Origin of the sequence: Kosakonia oryziphila (assembly GCF_900094795.1) — a bacterium.
In the GTDB taxonomy this organism is placed as follows: domain Bacteria; phylum Pseudomonadota; class Gammaproteobacteria; order Enterobacterales; family Enterobacteriaceae; genus Kosakonia; species Kosakonia oryziphila.
Map to the genome: position 1 here is coordinate 66,018 of NZ_FMBC01000001.1, position 21,428 is coordinate 87,445.

General features: G+C 52.7%; 22 protein-coding genes and 1 other annotated feature. Of the genes, 14 read left to right on the forward strand and 8 right to left on the reverse strand.

Annotation, left to right across the window (positions count from 1 at the left end):
- Positions 1–78: 78 nt before the first annotated feature.
- Together lplA and GA0061070_RS24525 are read right to left on the reverse strand one after the other, a co-directional pair.
- Positions 79–1,095 carry a lipoate--protein ligase gene (gene lplA / locus GA0061070_RS24520; protein WP_139109714.1) on the reverse strand — a complete coding sequence of 339 codons (1,017 nt, stop codon included), beginning with the start codon at positions 1,093–1,095 and terminating at the stop codon, positions 79–81.
- A 51-nt stretch (positions 1,096–1,146) separates the two neighbouring features.
- The gene (locus GA0061070_RS24525) at positions 1,147–1,791 is read right to left on the reverse strand and encodes a YtjB family periplasmic protein (protein ID WP_139109715.1); all 645 of its coding nucleotides are present in this window, start codon (positions 1,789–1,791) and stop codon (positions 1,147–1,149) included.
- 118 nt (positions 1,792–1,909) lie between these two features.
- Between GA0061070_RS24525 and serB the strand changes: the two genes are divergently transcribed.
- From serB to nadR, 3 genes are read left to right on the forward strand one after another with little or no spacing between them, the layout of a single operon-like run.
- A complete protein-coding gene (gene serB / locus GA0061070_RS00380; RefSeq protein ID WP_090132688.1) occupies positions 1,910–2,881 on the forward strand; it encodes a phosphoserine phosphatase in 972 nt (323 codons plus the stop codon).
- Positions 2,882–2,889: 8 nt separating this feature from the next.
- Complete coding sequence (radA, locus tag GA0061070_RS00385) at positions 2,890–4,272, forward strand: DNA repair protein RadA (RefSeq protein WP_090132981.1); 1,383 nt, start codon at positions 2,890–2,892, stop codon at positions 4,270–4,272.
- 29 nt (positions 4,273–4,301) lie between these two features.
- Complete coding sequence (gene nadR, locus GA0061070_RS00390; protein WP_090122422.1) at positions 4,302–5,528, forward strand: multifunctional transcriptional regulator/nicotinamide-nucleotide adenylyltransferase/ribosylnicotinamide kinase NadR; 1,227 nt, start codon at positions 4,302–4,304, stop codon at positions 5,526–5,528.
- 28 nt (positions 5,529–5,556) lie between these two features.
- On the opposite strand, the gene GA0061070_RS25065 is transcribed toward nadR, so the two are convergent.
- Complete coding sequence (locus GA0061070_RS25065) at positions 5,557–5,733, reverse strand: hypothetical protein (protein WP_167353516.1); 177 nt, start codon at positions 5,731–5,733, stop codon at positions 5,557–5,559.
- Positions 5,734–5,867: 134 nt separating this feature from the next.
- Positions 5,868–7,535, reverse strand: a complete 1,668-nt coding sequence (gene ettA / locus GA0061070_RS00395; RefSeq protein ID WP_090122423.1) for an energy-dependent translational throttle protein EttA — start codon at positions 7,533–7,535, stop codon at positions 5,868–5,870.
- 214 nt (positions 7,536–7,749) lie between these two features.
- Here ettA and sltY point away from each other — a divergent pair, with 214 nt between their 5' ends.
- Both sltY and trpR read left to right on the forward strand, forming a co-directional pair.
- On the forward strand, positions 7,750–9,690 hold the full coding sequence (sltY, locus tag GA0061070_RS00405; RefSeq protein WP_090132691.1) for a murein transglycosylase: 1,941 nt from the start codon (positions 7,750–7,752) through the stop codon (positions 9,688–9,690).
- Between the two features lie 97 nt (positions 9,691–9,787).
- The gene (gene trpR, locus GA0061070_RS00410; protein ID WP_090132694.1) at positions 9,788–10,117 is read left to right on the forward strand and encodes a trp operon repressor; all 330 of its coding nucleotides are present in this window, start codon (positions 9,788–9,790) and stop codon (positions 10,115–10,117) included.
- Here trpR and yjjX read toward each other — a convergent pair.
- Positions 10,108–10,623 carry an inosine/xanthosine triphosphatase gene (yjjX, locus tag GA0061070_RS00415; RefSeq protein ID WP_090132698.1) on the reverse strand — a complete coding sequence of 172 codons (516 nt, stop codon included), beginning with the start codon at positions 10,621–10,623 and terminating at the stop codon, positions 10,108–10,110. The genes trpR and yjjX overlap by 10 nt on opposite strands.
- Before the next feature lie 100 nt (positions 10,624–10,723).
- On the opposite strand from yjjX, the gene gpmB reads away from it, so the two are divergent.
- On the forward strand, positions 10,724–11,371 hold the full coding sequence (gene gpmB / locus GA0061070_RS00420) for a 2,3-diphosphoglycerate-dependent phosphoglycerate mutase GpmB (protein WP_090132701.1): 648 nt from the start codon (positions 10,724–10,726) through the stop codon (positions 11,369–11,371).
- Here the strand turns inward: gpmB and robA are convergent.
- Positions 11,368–12,240 (reverse strand): MDR efflux pump AcrAB transcriptional activator RobA, encoded by an 873-nt coding sequence (robA, locus tag GA0061070_RS00425; RefSeq protein WP_090132703.1) that lies wholly within the window; start codon positions 12,238–12,240, stop codon positions 11,368–11,370. The genes gpmB and robA overlap by 4 nt on opposite strands.
- Positions 12,241–12,455: 215 nt before the next feature.
- Here robA and creA point away from each other — a divergent pair, with 215 nt between their 5' ends.
- Positions 12,456–12,929, forward strand: a complete 474-nt coding sequence (gene creA / locus GA0061070_RS00430) for a protein CreA (protein WP_090132705.1) — start codon at positions 12,456–12,458, stop codon at positions 12,927–12,929.
- A gap of 59 nt (positions 12,930–12,988) precedes the next feature.
- Here creA and arcA read toward each other — a convergent pair whose 3' ends face one another.
- A complete protein-coding gene (gene arcA / locus GA0061070_RS00435; RefSeq protein ID WP_090122438.1) occupies positions 12,989–13,705 on the reverse strand; it encodes a two-component system response regulator ArcA in 717 nt (238 codons plus the stop codon).
- A 94-nt stretch (positions 13,706–13,799) separates the two neighbouring features.
- Here arcA and yjjY point away from each other — a divergent pair, with 94 nt between their 5' ends.
- The 7 genes from yjjY (at position 13,800) to GA0061070_RS00470 (ending at position 20,550) form a co-directional block, all read left to right on the forward strand.
- Positions 13,800–13,940, forward strand: a complete 141-nt coding sequence (gene yjjY, locus GA0061070_RS00440) for a YjjY family protein (RefSeq protein WP_086870418.1) — start codon at positions 13,800–13,802, stop codon at positions 13,938–13,940.
- A 397-nt stretch (positions 13,941–14,337) separates the two neighbouring features.
- Positions 14,338–15,024, forward strand: a complete 687-nt coding sequence (locus GA0061070_RS00445; protein WP_090132707.1) for a tRNA/rRNA methyltransferase — start codon at positions 14,338–14,340, stop codon at positions 15,022–15,024.
- A gap of 210 nt (positions 15,025–15,234) precedes the next feature.
- Positions 15,235–15,303 (forward strand): thr operon leader peptide, encoded by a 69-nt coding sequence (gene thrL, locus GA0061070_RS24530; RefSeq protein ID WP_071532065.1) that lies wholly within the window; start codon positions 15,235–15,237, stop codon positions 15,301–15,303.
- Positions 15,242–15,359, forward strand: a sequence feature (Thr leader region). (Overlaps the previous gene by 62 nt.)
- A 24-nt stretch (positions 15,360–15,383) precedes the next feature.
- Positions 15,384–17,846, forward strand: a complete 2,463-nt coding sequence (gene thrA / locus GA0061070_RS00455; protein ID WP_090132709.1) for a bifunctional aspartate kinase/homoserine dehydrogenase I — start codon at positions 15,384–15,386, stop codon at positions 17,844–17,846.
- 1 nt (position 17,847) lies between these two features.
- On the forward strand, positions 17,848–18,777 hold the full coding sequence (gene thrB / locus GA0061070_RS00460) for a homoserine kinase (RefSeq protein WP_090132711.1): 930 nt from the start codon (positions 17,848–17,850) through the stop codon (positions 18,775–18,777).
- 3 nt (positions 18,778–18,780) lie between these two features.
- Entirely contained in the window at positions 18,781–20,067 is a 1,287-nt protein-coding gene (gene thrC / locus GA0061070_RS00465; RefSeq protein WP_090132713.1) for a threonine synthase, read from the forward strand.
- Between the two features lie 195 nt (positions 20,068–20,262).
- Positions 20,263–20,550, forward strand: coding sequence for a DUF2502 domain-containing protein (locus GA0061070_RS00470; protein ID WP_090132715.1), 288 nt, complete (start codon positions 20,263–20,265; stop codon positions 20,548–20,550).
- Positions 20,551–20,587: 37 nt separating this feature from the next.
- Here GA0061070_RS00470 and yaaA read toward each other — a convergent pair whose 3' ends face one another.
- Positions 20,588–21,361, reverse strand: coding sequence for a peroxide stress protein YaaA (gene yaaA, locus GA0061070_RS00475; protein WP_090132717.1), 774 nt, complete (start codon positions 21,359–21,361; stop codon positions 20,588–20,590).
- Positions 21,362–21,428 lie beyond the last annotated feature (67 nt).

A 21,428-nucleotide genomic window follows, 5' to 3' on the forward strand; every position in this document is an offset into this window, starting at 1 on the left:
TTGTGCCGGGTGGAGGCGATGCCCTACCCGGCCTGCATTCCCCCGGCCTGATAAAAGCAGCGCCATCAGGCCTTGCCGTTAACGCACCGCTTTGACAATCCACGCCGACAGCTCGCGCAGCTCCTGTTCCTGATGCGGAAAATCCACCCGTAGCGCATCGCACTCCTGCGCCAGCATATCCGCCCGGTACAGGCAGCCCTGCAAACGTGCCGCCAGTGCTTCGAGCGGTGCCGGGTTCAGGCTGTCGGTAAATACCTGCGTGCGGGTAATATGGCCTTTCTCAACGTCGAAATGCAGCTCCACTCCGCCCCAGGTAAAGCGCTCATCCAGCAAATGGCTGAAGGCTGGTGCCTGACCGAAGTTCCACTCCCAACTGCTCTGGCGGGCAAAGGTTTCGGCGAAACCAGGCAGATCCGGCGTTTTCTCCGGCGAGATAATTTCGGCTTTAACGCGTTCGCCGTAGTGGCTGAAGAAGGCCTCTGTTACCGCCAGGCAAATCTTCTCGTGGGTGATGCCCGGCAATAATTCCACTAGGTTGGCGACACGTCCTCGCACAGAGGTAATGCCCTTCGCTTGCAGTTTTTTCTTGTCAGGATTGAGGTAGTTAGCCAGACGGCTAAGATCGGCATTTAACAGTAGCGTACCGTGGTGGAAGCCGCGATCGCGGGTTTCCCGGTAGGCCGAGCCAGACACTTTGCGGTCGCCTTCTGCGGTCTTCACGACCAGGTCGTTACGCCCGGAGGCTTCTGCCGTTACGCCGAGCACATTGAGCGCCGTGAGCACAATACTCGTAGAGATGGTTTTGTCGTATTCGGGTTTCCCGGCCATAAAGGTAAAACAGGTGTTGCCGAGATCGTGGAAAACCGCGCCGCCACCGCTGCTGCGCCGGGCCAGTCGCACATTGTCTTCTTCCATGCGTCGTGTATTGCACTCTTTCCATGGGTTCTGCGCCCGGCCAATAACCACGGTATCGGCGTTACGCCATAAAAACAGTACGCGCTGGGTTGCGGGCATCTGGCGGAAAATACACTCTTCCACTGCCAGGTTGAACCACGGATCGTAAGATTCAGAGATAAGCAGACGAAGTGTCGACATAGCCGATTTCCTTTCTTTGATTTTTCAATAGATTGCCACTAACGGTAACCGCTACTCTTTCTTTTCGTGCTCTTCTTCTTCCGGCACAGATTTGTTAGCTGTTAGCAGGAACGGCGATTGTTGCCAGCGAGTGCGTTTGCCCTGCAAAAGTGTACGCGTCAGCACAACGCCAATGGCCAGCGACAGCAGCAGCATCAGGCGCAGAATATTGGTGGTGTTATCCACCTGGCGGGCTTCCGTCGCCAGCGTGTGGGTATCCAGCGTCAGGCGCAGATAACCCAGCGGGCCGCTTTTCCCTTGAATGGGTTCGACAATTTGTTGACTGAAATAGCCGCCGGCTTTCTTGCCATCGAGCGCCAGCCGATCGCGAACGTTAATGCTCTCGCCCGAACGTGCGATGAGATCGCCCTGTGCGTCATACACGCCGACATCGAGGATCCGGCTCCCTTCCGTAAGCTGGCGTAACACGACATCAATGCGTTTTGCATCCGGCGCTTCGGTACGCATCAGCGGAGTAAGGTTGAGCGTCACCTGGCGTGCCAGGGTTCTGGCCAGCTCTTCAAACTGTGGATTGCGCTGGCGTTGATGGCTCTGGCTGAACCATGATGCGCCCTGCATCAGCGCGACCAGCAATGCCAGACAGATGAGGACGATTACGGCGCGATGCAGCCGAAATTTAAGTTTTTCGCGAGCCATATTCCACCTGTTAAAAATTTGAGGCTTAATGTTGCCAGAAGCGCTGGTTACAAGGTAGCCTCATGCGTTATTTTCCCCTCCGATGCTTTCTGGCGCGAATGTTTTTACAGGAGCTTTAATGCTTAACAGTTTGACCTGGTGCGATCTGCCCGACGATGTTTCTCTGTGGCCAGGGTTGCCACTCTCTTTAAGTGGTGATGAGGTAATGCCTCTGGACTATCACGCCGGTCGAAGCGGCTGGCTCCTGTATGGGCGCAATCTTGATAAAACGAGCCTGACGGCCTACCAGCGAAAACTGGGTGCAGCAATGGTGATAGTGGCTGCCTGGTGCGTTGATGATTATCAGGTGATCCGCCTGGCGGGTTCGTTAACGCCGCGTGCTTCGCGGCTGGCGCATGACGAAGGCATGGATGTTGCGCCGCTGGGTAAAATTCCGCATTTACGCTCGCCAGGGCTGCTGGTGATGGATATGGATTCCACCGCGATTCAGATCGAGTGCATTGACGAGATTGCGAAGCTTGCCGGTACGGGCGAGATGGTGGCGGAAGTGACCGAACGTGCGATGCGCGGCGAGCTTGATTTCATCGCCAGCTTGCGCAGTCGTGTGGCAACATTGAAAGGAGCGGATGCCAACATTCTGATGCAGGTGCGCGAATCGTTACCGCTGATGCCGGGTCTGGTGCAACTGGTGTTGAAGCTGGAGACCTTGGGCTGGAAAGTGGCAATTGTCTCCGGCGGCTTTACCTTTTTTGCGGATTACCTGCGCGACAAGCTACACCTCACGGCGGCAGTGGCTAATGAGCTGGAAATCATGGACGGCAAATTCACCGGACATGTATTGGGCGATATCGTCGATGCCCGGTACAAAGCCAACACGTTGCAAGCGCTCGCTGAGAAGTACGAGATTCCGGCCACGCAAACTGTCGCCATTGGCGATGGCGCGAATGACCTGCTCATGATCAAAGCTGCCGGACTGGGGATCGCCTTCCACGCTAAGCCCAAAGTGAATGAGAAAGCGGAGGTCAGCATCCGTCACGCCGATCTGATGGGCGTATTTTGTATTCTTTCCGGTAGTATCAATAAGAAGTAGAGGTGATTGTGGCGAAAGCTCCCAAACGTGCGTTTGTCTGTAATGAATGCGGCGCGGATTATCCGCGCTGGCAGGGGCAGTGTAGCGCCTGCCATGCATGGAACACCATTACTGAAATACGTGTGGCCGCTTCGCCCACCGTGGCGCGTAATGAGCGGCTCTCCGGCTATGCCGGGAGCGCGGGCGTCTCGAAAGTGCAGAAACTTTCGGAAATCAGTCTGGAAGAGCTGCCGCGTTTTTCGACTGGTTTTAAAGAGTTTGACCGCGTGCTCGGCGGCGGCGTGGTGCCGGGAAGCGCCATTCTGATTGGCGGTAACCCCGGCGCAGGGAAGTCAACGTTGCTGTTGCAGACGCTGTGTAAGCTCGCTGAACAGATGAAAACCCTGTATGTCACCGGCGAAGAGTCGTTGCAACAGGTTGCGATGCGCGCCCATCGCCTGGGGCTGCCGACGGGCAACCTGAATATGCTTTCGGAAACCAGCATCGAGCAAATCTGTATGATTGCCGATGAAGAGCAGCCCAAATTGATGGTGATCGACTCGATTCAGGTGATGCATATGGCGGATATTCAGTCGTCACCCGGCAGCGTCGCTCAGGTGCGCGAGACGGCGGCCTACCTGACGCGGTTCGCGAAAACCCGCGGTGTGGCGATTGTTATGGTCGGCCATGTCACGAAAGATGGTTCGCTGGCGGGGCCAAAAGTGCTGGAGCACTGTATCGATTGCTCGGTGCTGCTTGACGGCGATGCCGATTCCCGTTTTCGTACCTTGCGTAGCCACAAAAACCGCTTTGGTGCCGTGAATGAGCTGGGCGTGTTTGCGATGACTGAGCAGGGGCTGCGCGAAGTCAGCAACCCTTCGGCCATTTTTCTTAGCCGTGGGGATGAAGTGACCTCCGGTAGCTCTGTGATGGTGGTATGGGAAGGGACGCGCCCGCTACTGGTTGAGATCCAGGCGCTGGTGGATCACTCAATGATGTCGAACCCGCGCCGCGTGGCAGTTGGTCTGGAGCAGAACCGCCTGGCGATTCTGCTGGCGGTGTTGCATCGCCACGGCGGCTTGCAGATGGCGGATCAGGATGTGTTCGTGAACGTCGTCGGCGGGGTGAAAGTGACCGAAACCAGTGCAGATTTGGCACTACTGCTGGCGATGGTTTCCAGCCTGCGCGACAGACCGCTGCCACAGGATCTGGTGGTGTTTGGCGAAGTGGGACTGGCCGGTGAGATCCGTCCAGTGCCGAGTGGTCAGGAACGTATTTCTGAGGCGGCCAAACACGGTTTCCGCCGCGCGATTGTTCCGGCGGCAAACGTGCCGAAAAAAGTGCCGGAAGGAATGCAGATTTTCGGCGTGAAGAAGCTCTCAGATGCGCTAACCGTCTTTGACGACTTATAATTGGCTAAAGATTTTTGCAGGAGGCAACAATGTCGTCATTTGATTATTTAAAAACCGCTATTCGCCAGAAGGGCTGCACATTACAACAAGTGGCAGATGCCAGCGGTATGACCAAAGGCTATTTAAGCCAACTGCTGAATGCGAAGATTAAAAGCCCCAGCGCGCAGAAGCTGGAGGCATTGCACCGCTTCCTCGATCTTGAGTTTCCCCGGAGGCAGAAAAATATTGGCGTGGTATTCGGTAAGTTTTATCCGCTGCATACCGGCCATATCTATTTGATCCAGCGAGCCTGTAGCCAGGTTGACGAATTGCACATTATCCTCGGCTACGACGAAACGCGCGATCGCGAGCTGTTTGAAGACAGTGCGATGTCGCAGCAGCCTACGGTCAGCGATCGGTTGCGCTGGCTACTGCAAACTTTTAAGTACCAGAAAAATATTCGTATTCATGCTTTTAATGAAGAGGGCATGGAGCCGTATCCGCACGGCTGGGATGTCTGGAGTAAAGGCATCAAAGCGTTTATGACAGAGAAAGGCATCACGCCAAACTGGATCTACACCTCGGAAGAGGCTGATGCGCCGCAGTATCTGCAGCATTTGGGGATTGAGGCCGTTCTGGTGGATCCGCAGCGTACGTTTATGAATATCAGTGGTTCGCAGATCCGCGAAAACCCATTCCGCTATTGGGATTATATTCCGACGGAAGTAAAACCTTTCTTTGTCCGCACGGTGGCTATTCTGGGCGGTGAATCCAGCGGTAAATCGACGCTGGTGAATAAACTCGCCAATATTTTTAATACGACCAGTGCGTGGGAATATGGACGGGATTATGTTTTTTCTCATCTCGGCGGCGATGAGATTGCGTTGCAATATTCTGATTATGATAAAATTGCTTTAGGCCATGCGCAATATATCGATTTTGCGGTGAAATATGCGAATAAAGTGGCTTTTATCGATACTGATTTTGTCACCACACAGGCATTTTGCAAAAAATATGAGGGACGTGAACATCCCTTCGTACAGGCGTTAATTGATGAATATCGCTTCGATTTAGTGATCCTGTTGGAAAATAATACACCGTGGGTGAATGATGGCTTAAGAAGTCTGGGCAGTTCGGTTGACCGCAAAGAGTTTCAGGATCTGTTGGTTTCCATGTTACAGGAGAACCATATTGATTTTGTCCGCGTTGAATCGGCTGATTATGATTCGCGGTTTCTGCAGTGTGTTGAATTGGTTAAGAAATTGATGGGCGCATAAGTGCGGCTGCTGGCCGGGTATTTTCACTTTACCCGGCCAGCGGATAACCGGTTGGCTGGTTGTATAAACTTTCCCGGTGATAGTAAACCGGATTCAGCGTCGTCAAAATGTTGATAACAAGCAGGTGATTATCAACATCTATCATCACATCATCCGCATTCAGTTTTATCGTGTACTGCTGAATAAGCACATTGTAAATATGCATTTTCCGTAATGATCTGCATTGAATATAACCACGTAATGATTTGCCGTAGGCGGTGAATTCTCCGCACATTTCGGGGAACGAGTGGTGGGGAAAGAGGAAAAAGCGGATGGGGAATCCATCCGCTTTGGCGATACTTATTTGGCGATACGTTTGTATTTAATACGTTTTGGCTCCAGCGCTTCAGCGCCAAGCGTACGTTTTTTATACTCTTCGTATTCGGTGAAGTTACCTTCGAAGAACTCGACTTTCCCTTCATCCTGGTAATCCAGAATGTGGGTGGCGATACGGTCAAGGAACCAACGGTCATGCGAGATAACCATCGCGCAACCCGGGAATTCGAGCAGGGCGTTTTCCAGCGCGCGCAGCGTTTCGATATCCAGGTCGTTGGTTGGTTCATCGAGCAGCAACACGTTGCCGCCTACTTGCAGCAGCTTCGCCAGATGCAGACGACCGCGCTCACCGCCGGAGAGTTCGCCAACGCGTTTACCCTGATCGGTGCCTTTAAAGTTAAAGCGGCCAACATAGGCACGGCTCGGCATTTCGGTATTGCCGATACGCATGATATCCAGCCCGCCGGAAACTTCTTCCCACACAGTTTTGCTGTTATCCATCGCGTCACGGAACTGGTCAACCGAGGCCAGTTTCACGGTATCACCTAAGGTAATAGTACCGCTATCCGGCTGCTCCTGACCGGACATCATACGGAACAGCGTCGATTTACCCGCGCCGTTCGGACCGATGATGCCGACAATAGCGCCTTTCGGTACGGAGAAGGACAGATTGTCAATCAACTGGCGATCGCCATAGGATTTGCTGAGGTTGCTGACTTCAACCACTTTGTCACCCAGGCGTGCTCCAGGCGGAATAAACAGTTCGTTGGTTTCGTTACGTTTCTGGTATTCCGTGTTGTTAAGTTCTTCAAAGCGCGCCAGACGGGCTTTGCCCTTTGACTGACGGCCTTTTGCACCCTGACGAACCCACTCCAGCTCTTTCTCAATAGATTTACGGCGAGCCGCTTCCTGAGAGGCTTCCTGCGCCAGACGCTGATCTTTTTGTTCCAGCCAGGAGGAGTAGTTGCCTTCCCACGGAATGCCTTCGCCACGGTCAAGCTCGAGGATCCAGCCTGCGACGTTATCAAGGAAGTAACGGTCGTGGGTGATCGCCACCACAGTGCCTTCGAAGTCGTGCAGGAAGCGTTCCAGCCACGCAACGGATTCAGCATCAAGGTGGTTAGTAGGTTCGTCGAGCAGCAGCATGTCCGGCTTTTCGAGCAGCAGGCGGCACAGCGCGACACGGCGTCGTTCACCACCTGAAAGGTTAGCCACTTTGGCGTCCCAGTCTGGCAGACGCAGGGCATCAGCAGCGCGCTCCAGTTGCACGTTCAGGTTGTGACCGTCGTGCGCCTGGATAATCTCTTCAAACTTACCTTGCTGGGCGGCCAACTTGTCGAAGTCCGCATCGGGTTCCGCGTACTTCGCGTACACTTCATCCAGGCCTTTCAGTGCGTTAACCACTTCGGAAACAGCTTCTTCAACCGATTCTCGGACAGTATGTTCCGGGTTCAGTTGTGGTTCCTGCGGCAGATAACCAATTTTGATGCCGGGTTGCGGGCGGGCTTCACCTTCGATGTCTGTATCGATGCCGGCCATGATGCGCAGCAGGGTAGATTTACCGGCACCGTTAAGACCCAACACGCCGATTTTTGCGCCCGGGAAGAAGCTTAGTGAGATATTTTTCAGAATATGACGTTTCGGCGGGACAACTTTGCCGACACGATGCATGGTATATACGAATTGAGCCACGTTGGACTTCGCCTCTTTGTTATGAGAGTAGTATTCAACAGCGAAGTGTAGCGGTTTTCGACGCTTAATCCCAGCCAGCAGCGTCCACACTGTTAAATCACCATAAAAAGGTAAAAAAGTGTGCAGAACATGGCGCGTAGCGGCATGCCCGGTTAGCATTAACTCATTATACGGCATGAGGCTGCCAATAACGTGACAGAAAGAGGAAATAGCTGTGCAGAGAGCTAAACATGCCGCCTGGCGATTTGCGGCGGCCTGCGTTTGTTTGCTGTCCTTCAGCAATATGGCGCGCGCAGATTCACTGGATGAACAACGTAACCGTTATGCGCAGATCAAAAGCGCATGGGATAACAAGCAAATGGATGTCGTGCAGCAACTGCTGCCCACGCTGACTGATTATCCGCTGTATCCCTATTTGCAATATCGCCAGATTACCGACGATCTGATGAATCAACCGGCCATCACGGTGACTAACTTCGTGCAGCAGAACCCGACGTTGCCGCCAGCACGCACACTGAAATCCCGTTTTGTTAACGAACTGGCGCGGCGTGAAGACTGGCGCGGGCTGCTGGCTTTCAGCCCGGAGAAACCTGCCACTACCGAAGCGCAATGTAACTACTATTTCGCCAAGTGGAATACCGGGCAGGCAGACGAGGCGTGGGCGGGAGCAAAAGAACTCTGGTTGAGCGGTAAGAGCCAACCGAATGCCTGTGACCGGCTGTTTGGTGCCTGGCGCGCTTCCGGGAAGCAGGATCCGCTGGCATTTCTTGAACGCATCCGGCTGGCCATGAAAGCCGGTAATACGCAACTGGTGACGCTGCTGGCCGGGCAGATGCCCGCTGATTATCAAACTATCTCTCAGGCCATCATTAACCTTGCCAACAACCCCAACAGCGTCATGACGTTTGCCACCACCACCGGCGCGACCGACTTCACCCGGCAAATGGCGGCGGAAGCGTTTGCAAGCGTTGCCCGGCAGGATGTGGAAAATGCCCGTTTGCTGATCCCTTCGCTGGCGCAGGCGCAGCAACTGACGGAGGATCAAATCCAGACGTTGCGTGATATTGTCGCCTGGCGTTTGATGGGGAATGACGTCACCAGCGAACAGGCGCGTTGGCGCGATGATGCGGTGATGCGTTCGCAATCCACATCGCTTCTGGAGCGGCGGGTGCGGATGGCAATCGGCGCTGGCGATCGTCGCGGCCTCAATACCTGGCTTTCCCGTTTGCCGATGGAGGCAAAAGAGAAAGATGAGTGGCGTTACTGGCAGGCTGATTTGTTGCTGGAGCGCGGCCGCGATGAAGAGGCTAAATCGATCCTGCATGCGTTGATGCAGCAGCGTGGCTTTTACCCGATGGTAGCAGCACAGCGCTTAGGGGAAGATTACCACCTGCAGATTGATAAAGTGCAAGGTAACCCCGATCCGGCGTTGGTTCAAGGCGCTGAAATGGCTCGGGTGCGCGAATTGATGTACTGGGGGCTGGATAATACCGCTCGTAGTGAATGGGCTAATCTGGTCACCAGCCGCTCGCAGCACGAACAGGCGCAACTGGCGCGCTATGCATTCAACCAACACTGGTGGGATCTTAGCGTACAGTCCACTATTGCCGGTAAATTGTGGGATCATCTTGAAGAGCGATTCCCGCTGGCCTACCGCGATTTGTATGCGCGTTATACCAACGGTAAAGCCATTAACCAGAGCTATGCGATGGCGATTTCTCGTCAGGAGAGCGCGTGGAATCCAGCGGCGCGTTCGCCGGTCGGCGCGAGTGGGTTAATGCAGATTATGCCTGGCACTGCTACCCATACAGTGAAGGTGTTTAACATTGCCAGTTACCGCAATGCCGGCCAGCTTTTCGATCCGGAAACCAACATCAATGTTGGCACCAGCTACCTGCAATATGTTTACCAGCAGTTCGGTAACAACAGGATTTTCTCTTCAGCGGCGTATAACGCCGGGCCGGGCAGGGTTCGTAGTTGGTTGAACAACAGCGCCGGAAAACTGGATGCAGTGGCGTTTGTGGAGAGTATTCCATTCTCGGAAACCCGTAGCTACGTGAAAAACGTCCTCACTTACGATGCCTACTACCGTTATTTCCTTGATGGTGGCAAACCGGTCATCTTTACTGACGCCGAATGGCAGCGCCGTTACTGATTTCGAAGGTTTATGCTATGCTGTGTACTCTTTAACGAGTACACTCTTTTCGGCAGCCTTTAAACAGGCTTCCGAAACCAACGAATGGCGGAATACTATGACTCAGCAATCTCCTTATTCAGCAGCAATGGCCGAACAGCGCGACCAGGAGTGGCGACGCTTTGTCGAGTTGGTCAGGCAGTCATATGAAAAGGATCTGCATCTTTCGTTATTTAATTTGATGCTTACGCCGGATGAGCGCGAGTCGTTGGGGACGCGGGTGCGAATTATCGAAGAGTTGTTGCGCGGCGAGATGAGCCAGCGCGAGCTGAAAAGCGAACTGGGCGCGGGTATTGCGACCATTACCCGCGGCTCAAATAGCCTGAAAGCGGCACCTGCCGATTTGCGCCTGTGGCTGGAGCAGACGCTACTGAACGATCAGCGGTAAACCGCGTTATGAAACGGACTTAGTGCCAGAATCACCGCCTGATGGTAAACGCTCTCGCGGGTGAGTTTACCCGCAGTGAAAACCCCAATCGCGCCCTCTTTACGGCCAATTTCATCAATTCCGGTGTGGTGTGACATCACTGGTCCGAGCGCTTCACCGGCGCGTACTTTCTGCAAAATAATTTCTGGCAGCGGCAGCGTGGCTGAGCGCGCTTCGCCCTGCATTTCTGGGCTTTCGATGACTACCCAGCTAAACGTACTGCCTTCATCAATTCCTGCTTCAATGGCAACCCAGAAATCGGCGTCAGGCCTTAGCTTGCGGGCATTTTCAACGCGATTACGTGCGCCAGCCCGCGTTTCCTGACTGCCAAACGGCTGTTCAGGCACGCCGCTATCGACGGAGACCGATTCTATATGGCAGGATCCTTCGCCGAAGATCTCGTTAAAAGCGTGCAGAATAGCCCGAATTTTCGCGGGATTTGTGGTAGCTGAGACAACATGGTGCATAATCTATAATTGGCTTGTCCGAAACGAGACGCGTTCTTTATCCCGGACAGATTCCTTCCTCAGATAATAAATTCATCGCAGTATAATGGATAAGAAAAGCATGTTACAGGTATACCTTGTTCGCCACGGTGAAACGCAGTGGAACGCCGAGCGTCGTATTCAAGGCCAGTCAGACAGCCCGTTAACCGACAAAGGGGAAACACAGGCGTGGCAGGTGGCTGAACGCGCAAAAGCGCTGGGCATCACCCATATTATTGCCAGCGATCTGGGGCGTACCCGTCGCACGGCGGAGATCATCGCTGATGCCTGCGGTTGCGAAATTACGCTTGAGCCGCGTTTGCGCGAACTGGATATGGGCGTTCTCGAACGCCGTCATATCGATTCCCTGACGGAAGAAGAGGAGAGCTGGCGTCGCCAGTTAGTGAATGGTACGGCAGATGGCCGCATTCCTGATGGTGAGTCGATGCAGGAGCTGAGCGAGCGTATGCACGCTGCGCTGGCTACTTGTCTGGATCTACCTGAAGGAAGTCGCCCTATGCTGATCAGTCACGGTATGGCGCTGGGCTGTCTGGTGAGTACCATTCTCGGGCTTCCGGCTTATGCAGAACGCCGTCTGCGTCTGCGTAACTGCTCCATCTCCCGCATCGATTACCAGCACAGCCCGTGGTTGGCATCCGGCTGGGTGGTGGAAACCGCAGGCGATGTTTCGCATCTCGACGCTCCTGCGCTGGATGAATTACAGCGTTAACGACGAATTGGTACCAGATATTCGCAGCGAATGTGTAATGGCGGCTCACGGTCGCGTGAGTCGTCATGCTGCGGGTAGAAATGCTCAATATCCTGGCCCTTGCGGCGTGTAAGGTTGAGCATCGGCATACACGTGCCATAAACGGTCAGTATAAAATCCTGTAATCCGTCCGGGGAGCCTTCAAAAGAGAAGGCCACGTAATCACCGCCCTCCAGTAATACCGGCAGTGCATTGCTCAAATAACCATTCGCCATTTCCGGCGTCAGCGCCGTAGTATAAAACACCTCCTGTTCATCGTCTTTCTCGAGGCTGGGGCGCGGTTCGTGCAGCCCGTACAATTCCTGAGGAAGCGTCGGCGAATTGCTTAAAAATTCACGCCAGAACTGAATGCGCATTTGGTTACGGAAATCAGAAATCTCCTCAAGCGAACAGGTGTAGCTCTGCGTTGTGCCGATCAGGTGCATCTGTGGCAGCGTTACAAATTCATGTTTGGGCAATGTAAACTTGCCTGGCCGCAGCGGCGGGCGGATACCAAAGGCGCTCCAGTCCGGTGAACGACGATAGAGCGCAGGCGTGACGGTAAACTGTTTTTTGAAAGCCCGGGTGAACGTTTGCTGTGAATCGAAACGATATTGTAGTGCAATATCAAGAATTGGACGGGCGGTAAGCCTTAATGCGACTGCGGATTTTGATAGACGACGAGCGCGGATGTAAGCGCCAATGGCATGGCCGGTGACGTCTTTGAACATCCGTTGCAAATGCCACTTGGAATAGCCCGCTTTTGCCGCCACATTATCTAGTGAGAGCGGCTGATCCAGATGGCTTTCCAGCCAGGCGAGTAGGTCGCGAATGATCCCAGCCTGATCCATACAATATCCTCTTCCTTAATACAGCGATGAACACCTGATACCAGGGGACGGATAATAGCGGGTTTTTAAGGCGTTAGCATTCGGTGTTTTTTTTATGCAACAATTCGCATTGTGACTGATTTTCATCATAAATTTTGTAAAGCGGTGATCTGTAAACAGTTTCTCATATGAAAACTGAATAGTTGCTAAAGGTAATATTCAAAAATGGTAACAATATGAAATATACAAAGTTATGCATCTCTGCATTGATGTTGATGGCGTGGAGTTCAGCCCATGCGGAACAGATTGGTTCTGTGGATACGGTCTTTAAAATGTTTGGTCCGGATCACAAAATTGTCGTTGAGGCGTTTGACGACCCGGACGTTAACAACGTGACCTGTTATATCAGCCGGGCGAAAACCGGTGGTATCAAGGGCGGGCTGGGGCTGGCAGAGGACACTTCGGATGCCGCCATTTCTTGCCAGCAGGTTGGGCCGGTTGAATTGAGCGATAAAATTAAAAACGGCAAGGCGCAAGGCGATGTGGTCTTCCAGAAACGGACTTCACTGGTATTTAAAAAATTGCAGGTCGTGCGTTTCTATGACGCAAAACGTAACACTTTGGCATATTTAGCCTACTCCGACAAAGTCGTTGAAGGTTCGCCGAAGAATGCTTTGAGTGCAGTTCCCATCATTCCATGGAGCAAATAGCGGAAATCAAAAAGCGGCGCCTGAGCGCCGCCTTTTTTATCAAATTTATCAAACTTCGCTTATTCCTGCAGATCGCCGCAGAAACGATAGCCTTCGCCGTGAATAGTGGCGATGATTTCCGGCGTGTCCGGCGTGGATTCAAAATGTTTGCGAATGCGGCGAATCGTTACGTCCACGGTGCGATCGTGCGGCTTCAGCTCGCGGCCAGTCATTTTTTTCAACAGTTCGGCACGGGACTGGATTTTCCCCGGATTTTCGCAGAAGTGCAACATCGCGCGGAATTCACTGCGCGGCAGCTTATACTGTTCGCCGTTTGGGCTGACCAGTGAGCGGCTGTTGATATCCAGTTCCCACCCGTTGAACTTGTAGCTGTCAACGCTGCGGCGTTCTTCACTGACCGTGCCCAGGTTCATGGTGCGAGAGAGCAGATTGCGGGCGCGGATAGTCAGTTCACGTGGGTTGAACGGCTTCGTGATGTAGTCGTCGGCACCAATTTCGAGGCCCAAAATCTTATCAACTTCGTTATCACGTCCGGTCAGGAACATCAGTGCTACGTCTGCCTGCTCGCGCAGTTCACGCGCCAGCAAAAGACCGTTTTTACCTGGCAGGTTAATATCCATAATCACCAGGTTGATATCATTTTCAGAAAGAATCTGATGCATTTCAGCGCCATCAGTCGCTTCAAAGACATCGTAGCCTTCTGCTTCGAAAATGCTTTTTAACGTGTTGCGTGTTACCAACTCGTCTTCAACAATAAGAATGTGCGGGGTCTGCATGTTTGCTACCTAAATTGCCAACTAAATCGAAACAGGAAGTACAAAAGTCCCTGACCAGCCTGGTGCATGTCGAAAATTAACATGACGGCATACCATGACTAAAGTACGTAATTGCGTTCTTGATGCACTTTCCATCAACGTCAACAACATCATTAGCTTGGTCGTGGGCACTTTCCCTCTGAACCCGACAGTGTCAAAAACGGCAGTCATCCTAACCATTTTAACAGCAACATAACAGGCTAAGACGTAAATGACACCCAATAAAACTACGCTTCGTTGACATATATCAAGTTCAATTGTAGCACGTTAACAGTCTGGCGAAATCCTCACAACCAAATGCCCACGTTTGCGACTATTTATCAATAAACCAATTAGTTGCGCATATTAATTGATAGATATGATGAATCCAATGCAAGAAAGAAATACAGTAATGAAATACTATGTATAAACATAGGGATAAGCCCTTTCTGTTAACATCTTAGCAGGTACGATTACTGATAGACAGTTTAGCTTTTTTAATTGTGTGTAATCCGAAAATCAATGGCTTGTGTTAGAAAATTGTAAATTCGCTCTGCGTAGTATGTTGATATATGTCACATTCTCCTGCGGAATCAGTAGGAAGAGAAAGTAAAATGCAATTGATTGTAGTGCTTGTTTGCCCCGCGAGGCCCGAAAATGTTGGGGCTGCTGCCCGGGCGATGAAAACCATGGGGTTTCATGACTTGCGCATCGTCGATAGCGATGCGCATTTGCAGGATGGTGCGCGCCGTGTTGCTCACGGTTCCGGCGATGTCCTTGATAATGCTAAAACTTATGCGACGCTTGCCGACGCGCTGGCGGACGTTCAGTTCACCATTGCGACTACGGCGCGTAGTCGGGCGAAGTTCCACTATTACGCGACGCCAGCAGAACTGGTGCCACTATTGCAAGAGAAACGCACGTGGCTTGGCAGCGCCGCGCTGGTATTTGGTCGCGAAGATTCCGGTTTAACTAATGAAGAGTTGGCGCTGGCAGATATCTTAACCGGCGTGCCGATGGCTGCTGATTATCCATCGCTGAATCTCGGGCAGGCAGTAATGGTTTTTTGCTATCAATTAGCCTCATTAATGCAACAGGCACCTCAACAAGTGGCTCCGGTTGATGGTAACCAGTTGTGTGCATTGCGTTTGCGAGCCCGTGAATTACTGGAAAAACTCTGTGTTGCGGACGATATCAAAATGGCAGACTGGCTGGATCAGCGTCTTGGTCTACTTGAACAGCGGGATACAGCAATGTTGCACCGATTGCTGCACGATATTGAAAAAAAACTCTCCGAGTAAGTCACTACTATAACTTTGTTTTATAGTTAAAACTGCTGAAATATATTATCGTAATGACCCTGTCGCGCTGAAAGCAACTGTCGTTTCAGCGCAGCCGGGAAGGCGAATAAAAACGTAAAAAATAAAAATAAATTGACTTAATCGGGCAGATACTTTAACCAATATAGGCATACAGCACAGACAGATAATATTACAGAGCACACAATATCTATGACACGCATCAGCACCATTACCATTATTACAACCATCACCATTACCACAGGTAACGGTGCGGGCTGACGCGTACAGGAAACACAGAAAAAAGCCCGCACCTGAACAGTGCGGGTTTTTTTTTCGACCAAAGATCAAGGGGTAAAACCATGCGAGTGTTGAAGTTCGGCGGTACATCAGTGGCAAATGCAGAACGTTTTCTGCGTGTTGCCGACATTCTGGAAAGCAATGCCAGGCAAGGGCAGGTAGCGACCGTACTTTCTGCCCCGGCGAAAATCACCAACCACCTGGTGGCGATGATCGAAAAGACCATCAGTGGCCAGGATGCAGTACCGAATATTAGCGATGCAGAACGTATTTTCGCCGACCTGCTGCAAGGTCTGGCCGATGCACAACCTGGGTTTCCCCTCGCACAGTTAAAAAACTTTGTCGAACAAGAATTTGCACAGATCAAACATGTCCTGCATGGTATCAGCCTGCTGGGGCAGTGCCCGGACAGTATCAATGCGGCGCTCATCTGCCGTGGCGAAAAACTCTCCATCGCCATTATGGCCGGTCTGCTGGAAGCGCGTGGTCATAAAGTCAGCGTTATCGATCCGGTGGAAAAATTACTCGCCGTCGGTCACTATCTGGAATCGACGGTCGATATTGCCGAATCAACTCGCCGTATTGCTGCCAGCCGCATCCCGCAGGATCATATGGTGCTGATGGCCGGTTTCACTGCCGGTAACGAAAAAGGTGAGCTGGTCGTGCTGGGGCGCAACGGTTCGGATTACTCTGCCGCCGTGCTGGCCGCCTGTTTACGCGCCGATTGTTGTGAGATCTGGACGGATGTCGATGGTGTCTATACTTGCGACCCAAGGCAGGTACCGGACGCCAGGTTACTGAAGTCAATGTCGTATCAGGAGGCCATGGAGCTTTCCTATTTCGGCGCAAAAGTTCTTCACCCCCGCACGATTACCCCGATTGCTCAGTTCCAGATCCCGTGCCTGATTAAAAATACCGGCAACCCGCAAGCCCCCGGCACTCTCATTGGCGCAACGTCAGATGAAGATGACCTGCCGGTGAAAGGGATCTCCAACCTGAACAACATGGCGATGTTTAGCGTTTCAGGCCCGGGCATGAAAGGCATGGTCGGCATGGCCGCCCGCGTATTTGCGGCGATGTCGCGCTCAGGGATTTCCGTCGTCTTGATTACCCAATCCTCTTCGGAATACAGCATCAGTTTCTGTGTGCCGCAGTCCGATTGTGTTCGCGCTCAGAAAGCGATGAATGAGGAGTTCTATCTGGAACTCAAAGAGGGGCTGCTGGAACCACTGGCGGTGATGGAGCGTTTGGCGATTATCTCCGTGGTCGGCGACGGCATGCGTACCTTGCGTGGTATCTCGGCAAAATTCTTCGCCGCTCTGGCACGCGCGAATATCAATATTGTGGCGATTGCTCAGGGCTCTTCTGAACGCTCTATCTCAGTTGTGGTGAGCAATGATGATGTGACGACTGGGGTACGCGTTACTCACCAGATGCTGTTTAATACCGACCAGGTGATTGAAGTTTTTGTCATTGGTGTTGGCGGTGTCGGCGGCGCGTTGCTGGAGCAGTTAAAACGTCAACAAGGCTGGTTGAAAAACAAGCATATCGATCTGCGCGTCTGCGGCGTGGCGAATTCAAAAGCGCTGATGACCAATGTGCATGGCCTGAATCTGGAAAACTGGCAGGCTGAAATGGCGGAGGCGAAAGAGCCTTTCAATCTGGGGCGCTTGATCCGTCTGGTAAAAGAGTATCATCTGCTTAACCCGGTGATTGTTGACTGTACTTCCAGTCAGGCGGTGGCCGATCAGTACGCGGATTTCCTGCGGGAAGGTTTCCACGTTGTCACGCCGAATAAGAAAGCCAACACTTCGTCACTGGATTACTATCACCAGTTGCGTCGTGCAGCGGAGAAATCTCGCCGTAAGTTCCTTTATGACACCAACGTTGGTGCAGGCCTGCCGGTGATTGAAAACCTGCAAAACCTGCTCAACGCCGGTGATGAGTTACAACATTTTTCCGGGATCCTTTCTGGCTCACTGTCGTTTATTTTCGGCAAACTGGATGAGGGAATGAACCTCTCTGAAGCCACAGCGCTGGCACGCGAGTTGGGTTACACCGAACCGGACCCGCGAGACGATCTCTCCGGGATGGATGTCGCACGTAAGCTGCTGATTCTGGCCCGTGAAACCGGGCGAGAACTGGAGCTTTCTGATATCGTCATTGAGCCCGTCTTACCCGCAACGTTTGATGCGTCCGGCGATGTTGAGAGCTTAATGGCGCGCCTGCCGCAACTGGATGACGAGTTCGCCTCTCGCGTGGCGCAAGCCCGCGATGAAGGAAAAGTGCTGCGTTATGTTGGTAATATTGAGGAAGATGGCACTTGTCGTGTGAAGATCGCCGCTGTTGACGGTAATGATCCACTCTACAAAGTGAAAAATGGTGAGAATGCGTTGGCGTTCTACAGCCACTATTATCAGCCGCTGCCGTTGGTATTACGTGGTTACGGCGCGGGTAACGATGTAACAGCGGCTGGCGTCTTTGCCGACCTGCTGCGTACCCTGTCCTGGAAGTTAGGAGTCTGACATGGTGAAGGTGTATGCTCCGGCTTCAAGTGCCAATATGAGTGTTGGCTTTGATGTGCTGGGCGCGGCGGTAACGCCGGTAGATGGAACTTTGCTGGGCGATAATGTTTCGGTGGAAGCCGCAAAGCATTTCAGCCTGAAAAATATTGGCCGTTTTGCCAGTAAATTACCGACTGAACCGCATGAAAATATTGTTTATCAGTGCTGGGAACTGTTCTGCCAGACGATTGGTAAACAGGTTCCGGTGGCAATGACGCTGGAAAAAAACATGCCGATTGGATCGGGGCTCGGTTCCAGCGCTTGTTCTGTTGTCGCCGCTCTGGTGGCGATGAACGAGTACTGCGGTAAACCGCTGGACGATACGCGCATGCTGGCGCTGATGGGCGAGCTGGAAGGGCGCATTTCAGGCAGCGTGCATTACGATAACGTCGCACCCTGTTTCCTCGGCGGTATGCAGTTGATGATCGAGGAAAGCGGCATTATCAGCCAGCAGGTGCCAGGTTTTGATGAATGGTTGTGGGTGCTGGCTTATCCGGGTATTAAAGTCTCAACGGCGGAAGCGCGCGCTATTTTGCCCGCACAATATCGCCGTCAGGATTGCATCGCTCACGGCCGGCATCTGGCGGGCTTTATTCACGCCTGCTACACCCGCCAGCCCGCGCTGGCGGCAAAATTGATGAAAGACGTTATTGCCGAGCCGTACCGCATGAAATTGCTGCCGGGCTTTGGCGAAGCGCGTCAAGCAGTGGCTGATATTGGCGCGTTGGCCTGTGGGATCTCCGGTTCCGGGCCAACGTTGTTTGCTCTGTGTGATAAGCCGGATACCGCCCAGCGCGTAGCCGACTGGCTTGGCAAACACTATCTGCAAAATCAAGAAGGCTTTGTTCATATTTGCCGGCTGGATACGGCGGGCGCACGAGTAGTGGGATAACCAATGAAACTCTACAATTTAAAAGATCACAACGAGCAGGTCAGCTTTGCGCAGGCCGTAACGCAGGGGCTTGGCAAAAATCAGGGCCTGTTTTTCCCGCACGAGCTGCCGGAATTTAACCTGACGGAAATCGACGCCATGCTGGAGCAGGATTTCGTCAGCCGTAGCGCGAAGATCCTTGCCGCTTTTATTGGCGATGAAATTCCGCAGGATGAACTGGAAGCGCGGGTACGCGCCGCGTTTGCTTTCCCGGCGCCGGTTAAACCGGTAGAGAGTGATATCGGCTGTCTGGAGCTGTTCCATGGGCCGACGCTGGCGTTTAAAGATTTCGGCGGACGTTTTATGGCGCAGATGCTGAGCACCATCAGCGGCGACAAACCGGTGACCATTCTGACTGCTACCTCGGGTGATACCGGCGCTGCAGTAGCACATGCCTTCTACGGCATGAAAAATGTGCGCGTGGTGATCCTCTATCCGCAAGGCAAAATCAGCCCGTTGCAGGAAAAACTGTTCTGTACGCTGGGTGGTAACATCGAAACTGTGGCGATCGATGCTGACTTCGATGCCTGCCAGGCGTTGGTGAAACAGGCCTTCGACGATGAAGAACTGAAAGCTGCGCTGGGGCTGAACTCGGCGAACTCGATCAATATCAGCCGATTGCTGGCGCAGATTTGTTACTACTTCGAAGCAGTCGCACAGCTGCCGCAGGAAGCGCGCAACCAACTGGTGGTTTCCGTACCGAGCGGTAACTTCGGCGATTTGACCGCTGGTTTGCTGGCGAAATCGCTGGGACTGCCGATCAAACGCTTTATCGCAGCGACCAATGCCAACGATACCGTGCCACGTTTCCTCAAAGAGGGGCAATGGCAGCCAAAAGCGACGCAAGCGACGCTCTCAAATGCCATGGATGTTAGCCAGCCGAATAACTGGCCGCGTGTTGAAGAGCTGTTCCGCCGTAAAATCTGGCGTCTGAATGAGCTGGGTTATGCTGCTGTGGACGATGAAACGACGAAAGCAGCCATGCGCGAGCTGAAGGATAAAGGCTATGTTTCAGAGCCGCATGCCGCGATCGCCTGGCGCGCTCTGCGCGATCAGCTTAATCCGGGCGAGTACGGTCTGTTCCTCGGTACGGCTCATCCTGCGAAATTCAAAGAGAGCGTAGAAGAGATTTTGGGCGAATCGTTGCCGCTGCCGAAAGAGCTGGCAGACCGCGCGGATCTGCTGCTGCTTTCCCACCACTTGCCTGCGGATTTTGCTGCATTACGTCAGTTGATGATGCGTAACGCGTAATTTCTCTGCTTCCCCTGCCTGCAAGCGGGGGAATCAGGGAGAAATTATGTAGAAAAATGGCAGAGAAAACGGATGAATTCCCAATAAATGCGGGGGTTAAAATATTAGGATTGCGGACAATAACGCCATCCTCTGGGGGCGCGTAATCTCCTGACATCGGCCCATAACGGGCAAGATGATGCAAAGGAGTAACCTATGTTGAAACCTGTAATGTTAGCGCTTTCCATGATGTTGGTGGCTCCTCTGGCGGTGCAGGCCGCAGAAATCACCCTTGTGCCGGCAGTGAAACTGCAAATCGGCGATCGTGACCACAGTGGTAACTACTGGGACGGTGGCCACTGGCGCGATCATGACTGGTGGCAGAGACACTACGAATGGCGTGAGAACCGCTGGCAGCCGCACGGCCATTTTGACGACCGGCATGGTGATCACCATGACGATCATCGTGGCGGGCCAGATGATGACTGGCATCGCCATCCATAACTTTTCTGACCCTCTCACGACCTGGAGAGGGTTTTTCTTACTGTTCGTGCCGCTTAAACACCAACTCTTCCTGCGATGAAACTTCCCGATCAAAGAAATAGCCTTCGCTGTTAAACCCAGTTAATTGCTCCGGTTTCGTCAGGCGATTCTCAATAATAAAACGGCTCATCAGACCGCGTGCTTTTTTGGCGTAGAAGCTGATGACTTTGAACTTGCCGTTTTTCTCGTCAAGAAACACAGGTTTAATGATCCGGGCGTTCAGCTTTTGCGTTTTGACCGATTTGAAATACTCATCAGAGGCCAGGTTGATAACGATCTCATCGCCTTGTGCCGCAATGGCTTCGTTGAGCTTGTGAGTGATCTCGTCGCCCCAGAACTGGTAGAGATCTTTTCCTTTGGCATTTTCCAGGCGAATACCCATCTCCAGCCGGTACGGCTGCATCAGATCCAGTGGACGCAGCACGCCGTATAAACCGGAAAGCATACGCAAATGTTGCTGCGCGAAATCGAAATCCGCATCGCTAAAGGTTTCTGCCTGTAAGCCGGTATAGACATCCCCTTTAAATGCCAGAATGGCCTGGCGTGCATTTTCCGGGTTGAAATCAGGTTGCCAGTCGTGAAAACGCGTGGCGTTCAGATCGGCCAGCTTGTCGCTGATCCCCATTAGCGCTTTGATTTGCGGCGCGGAGAGCTTACGCGCGCTGTTAATCAGTTGCTGTGAGTGATCCAGCAGTTCCGGCCGGGTAAAACGCGTGGTCGCCAGCGGACTCTGGTAATCGAGGGTTTTGGCAGGTGAAATAAGAATCAGCATACTCAGTCCTTGCTGTGCGAGAAATTTCCGCTGACTTTAGCAAAAAAACCGACAGACTTGATCGATA

What these genes read in the sequence shown, in the direction of transcription:
- nadR (WP_090122422.1), top strand. Translation starts at nt 4,302, where the DNA reads ATGTCGTCATTTGATTATTTAAAAACCGCTATTCGCCAGAAGGGCTGC.
- yjjX (WP_090132698.1), bottom strand. Translation starts at nt 10,623, where the DNA reads ATGCACCATGTTGTCTCAGCTACCACAAATCCCGCGAAAATTCGGGCT.
- gpmB (WP_090132701.1), top strand. Translation starts at nt 10,724, where the DNA reads ATGTTACAGGTATACCTTGTTCGCCACGGTGAAACGCAGTGGAACGCC.
- GA0061070_RS00470 (WP_090132715.1), top strand. Translation starts at nt 20,263, where the DNA reads ATGTTGAAACCTGTAATGTTAGCGCTTTCCATGATGTTGGTGGCTCCT.
- GA0061070_RS24525 (WP_139109715.1), bottom strand. Translation starts at nt 1,791, where the DNA reads ATGGCTCGCGAAAAACTTAAATTTCGGCTGCATCGCGCCGTAATCGTC.
- thrA (WP_090132709.1), top strand. Translation starts at nt 15,384, where the DNA reads ATGCGAGTGTTGAAGTTCGGCGGTACATCAGTGGCAAATGCAGAACGT.
- GA0061070_RS25065 (WP_167353516.1), bottom strand. Translation starts at nt 5,733, where the DNA reads ATGCATATTTACAATGTGCTTATTCAGCAGTACACGATAAAACTGAAT.
- lplA (WP_139109714.1), bottom strand. Translation starts at nt 1,095, where the DNA reads ATGTCGACACTTCGTCTGCTTATCTCTGAATCTTACGATCCGTGGTTC.
- serB (WP_090132688.1), top strand. Translation starts at nt 1,910, where the DNA reads ATGCTTAACAGTTTGACCTGGTGCGATCTGCCCGACGATGTTTCTCTG.
- arcA (WP_090122438.1), bottom strand. Translation starts at nt 13,705, where the DNA reads ATGCAGACCCCGCACATTCTTATTGTTGAAGACGAGTTGGTAACACGC.
- yjjY (WP_086870418.1), top strand. Translation starts at nt 13,800, where the DNA reads ATGACTAAAGTACGTAATTGCGTTCTTGATGCACTTTCCATCAACGTC.
- thrB (WP_090132711.1), top strand. Translation starts at nt 17,848, where the DNA reads ATGGTGAAGGTGTATGCTCCGGCTTCAAGTGCCAATATGAGTGTTGGC.
- robA (WP_090132703.1), bottom strand. Translation starts at nt 12,240, where the DNA reads ATGGATCAGGCTGGGATCATTCGCGACCTACTCGCCTGGCTGGAAAGC.
- yaaA (WP_090132717.1), bottom strand. Translation starts at nt 21,361, where the DNA reads ATGCTGATTCTTATTTCACCTGCCAAAACCCTCGATTACCAGAGTCCG.
- trpR (WP_090132694.1), top strand. Translation starts at nt 9,788, where the DNA reads ATGACTCAGCAATCTCCTTATTCAGCAGCAATGGCCGAACAGCGCGAC.
- thrC (WP_090132713.1), top strand. Translation starts at nt 18,781, where the DNA reads ATGAAACTCTACAATTTAAAAGATCACAACGAGCAGGTCAGCTTTGCG.
- GA0061070_RS00445 (WP_090132707.1), top strand. Translation starts at nt 14,338, where the DNA reads ATGCAATTGATTGTAGTGCTTGTTTGCCCCGCGAGGCCCGAAAATGTT.
- creA (WP_090132705.1), top strand. Translation starts at nt 12,456, where the DNA reads ATGAAATATACAAAGTTATGCATCTCTGCATTGATGTTGATGGCGTGG.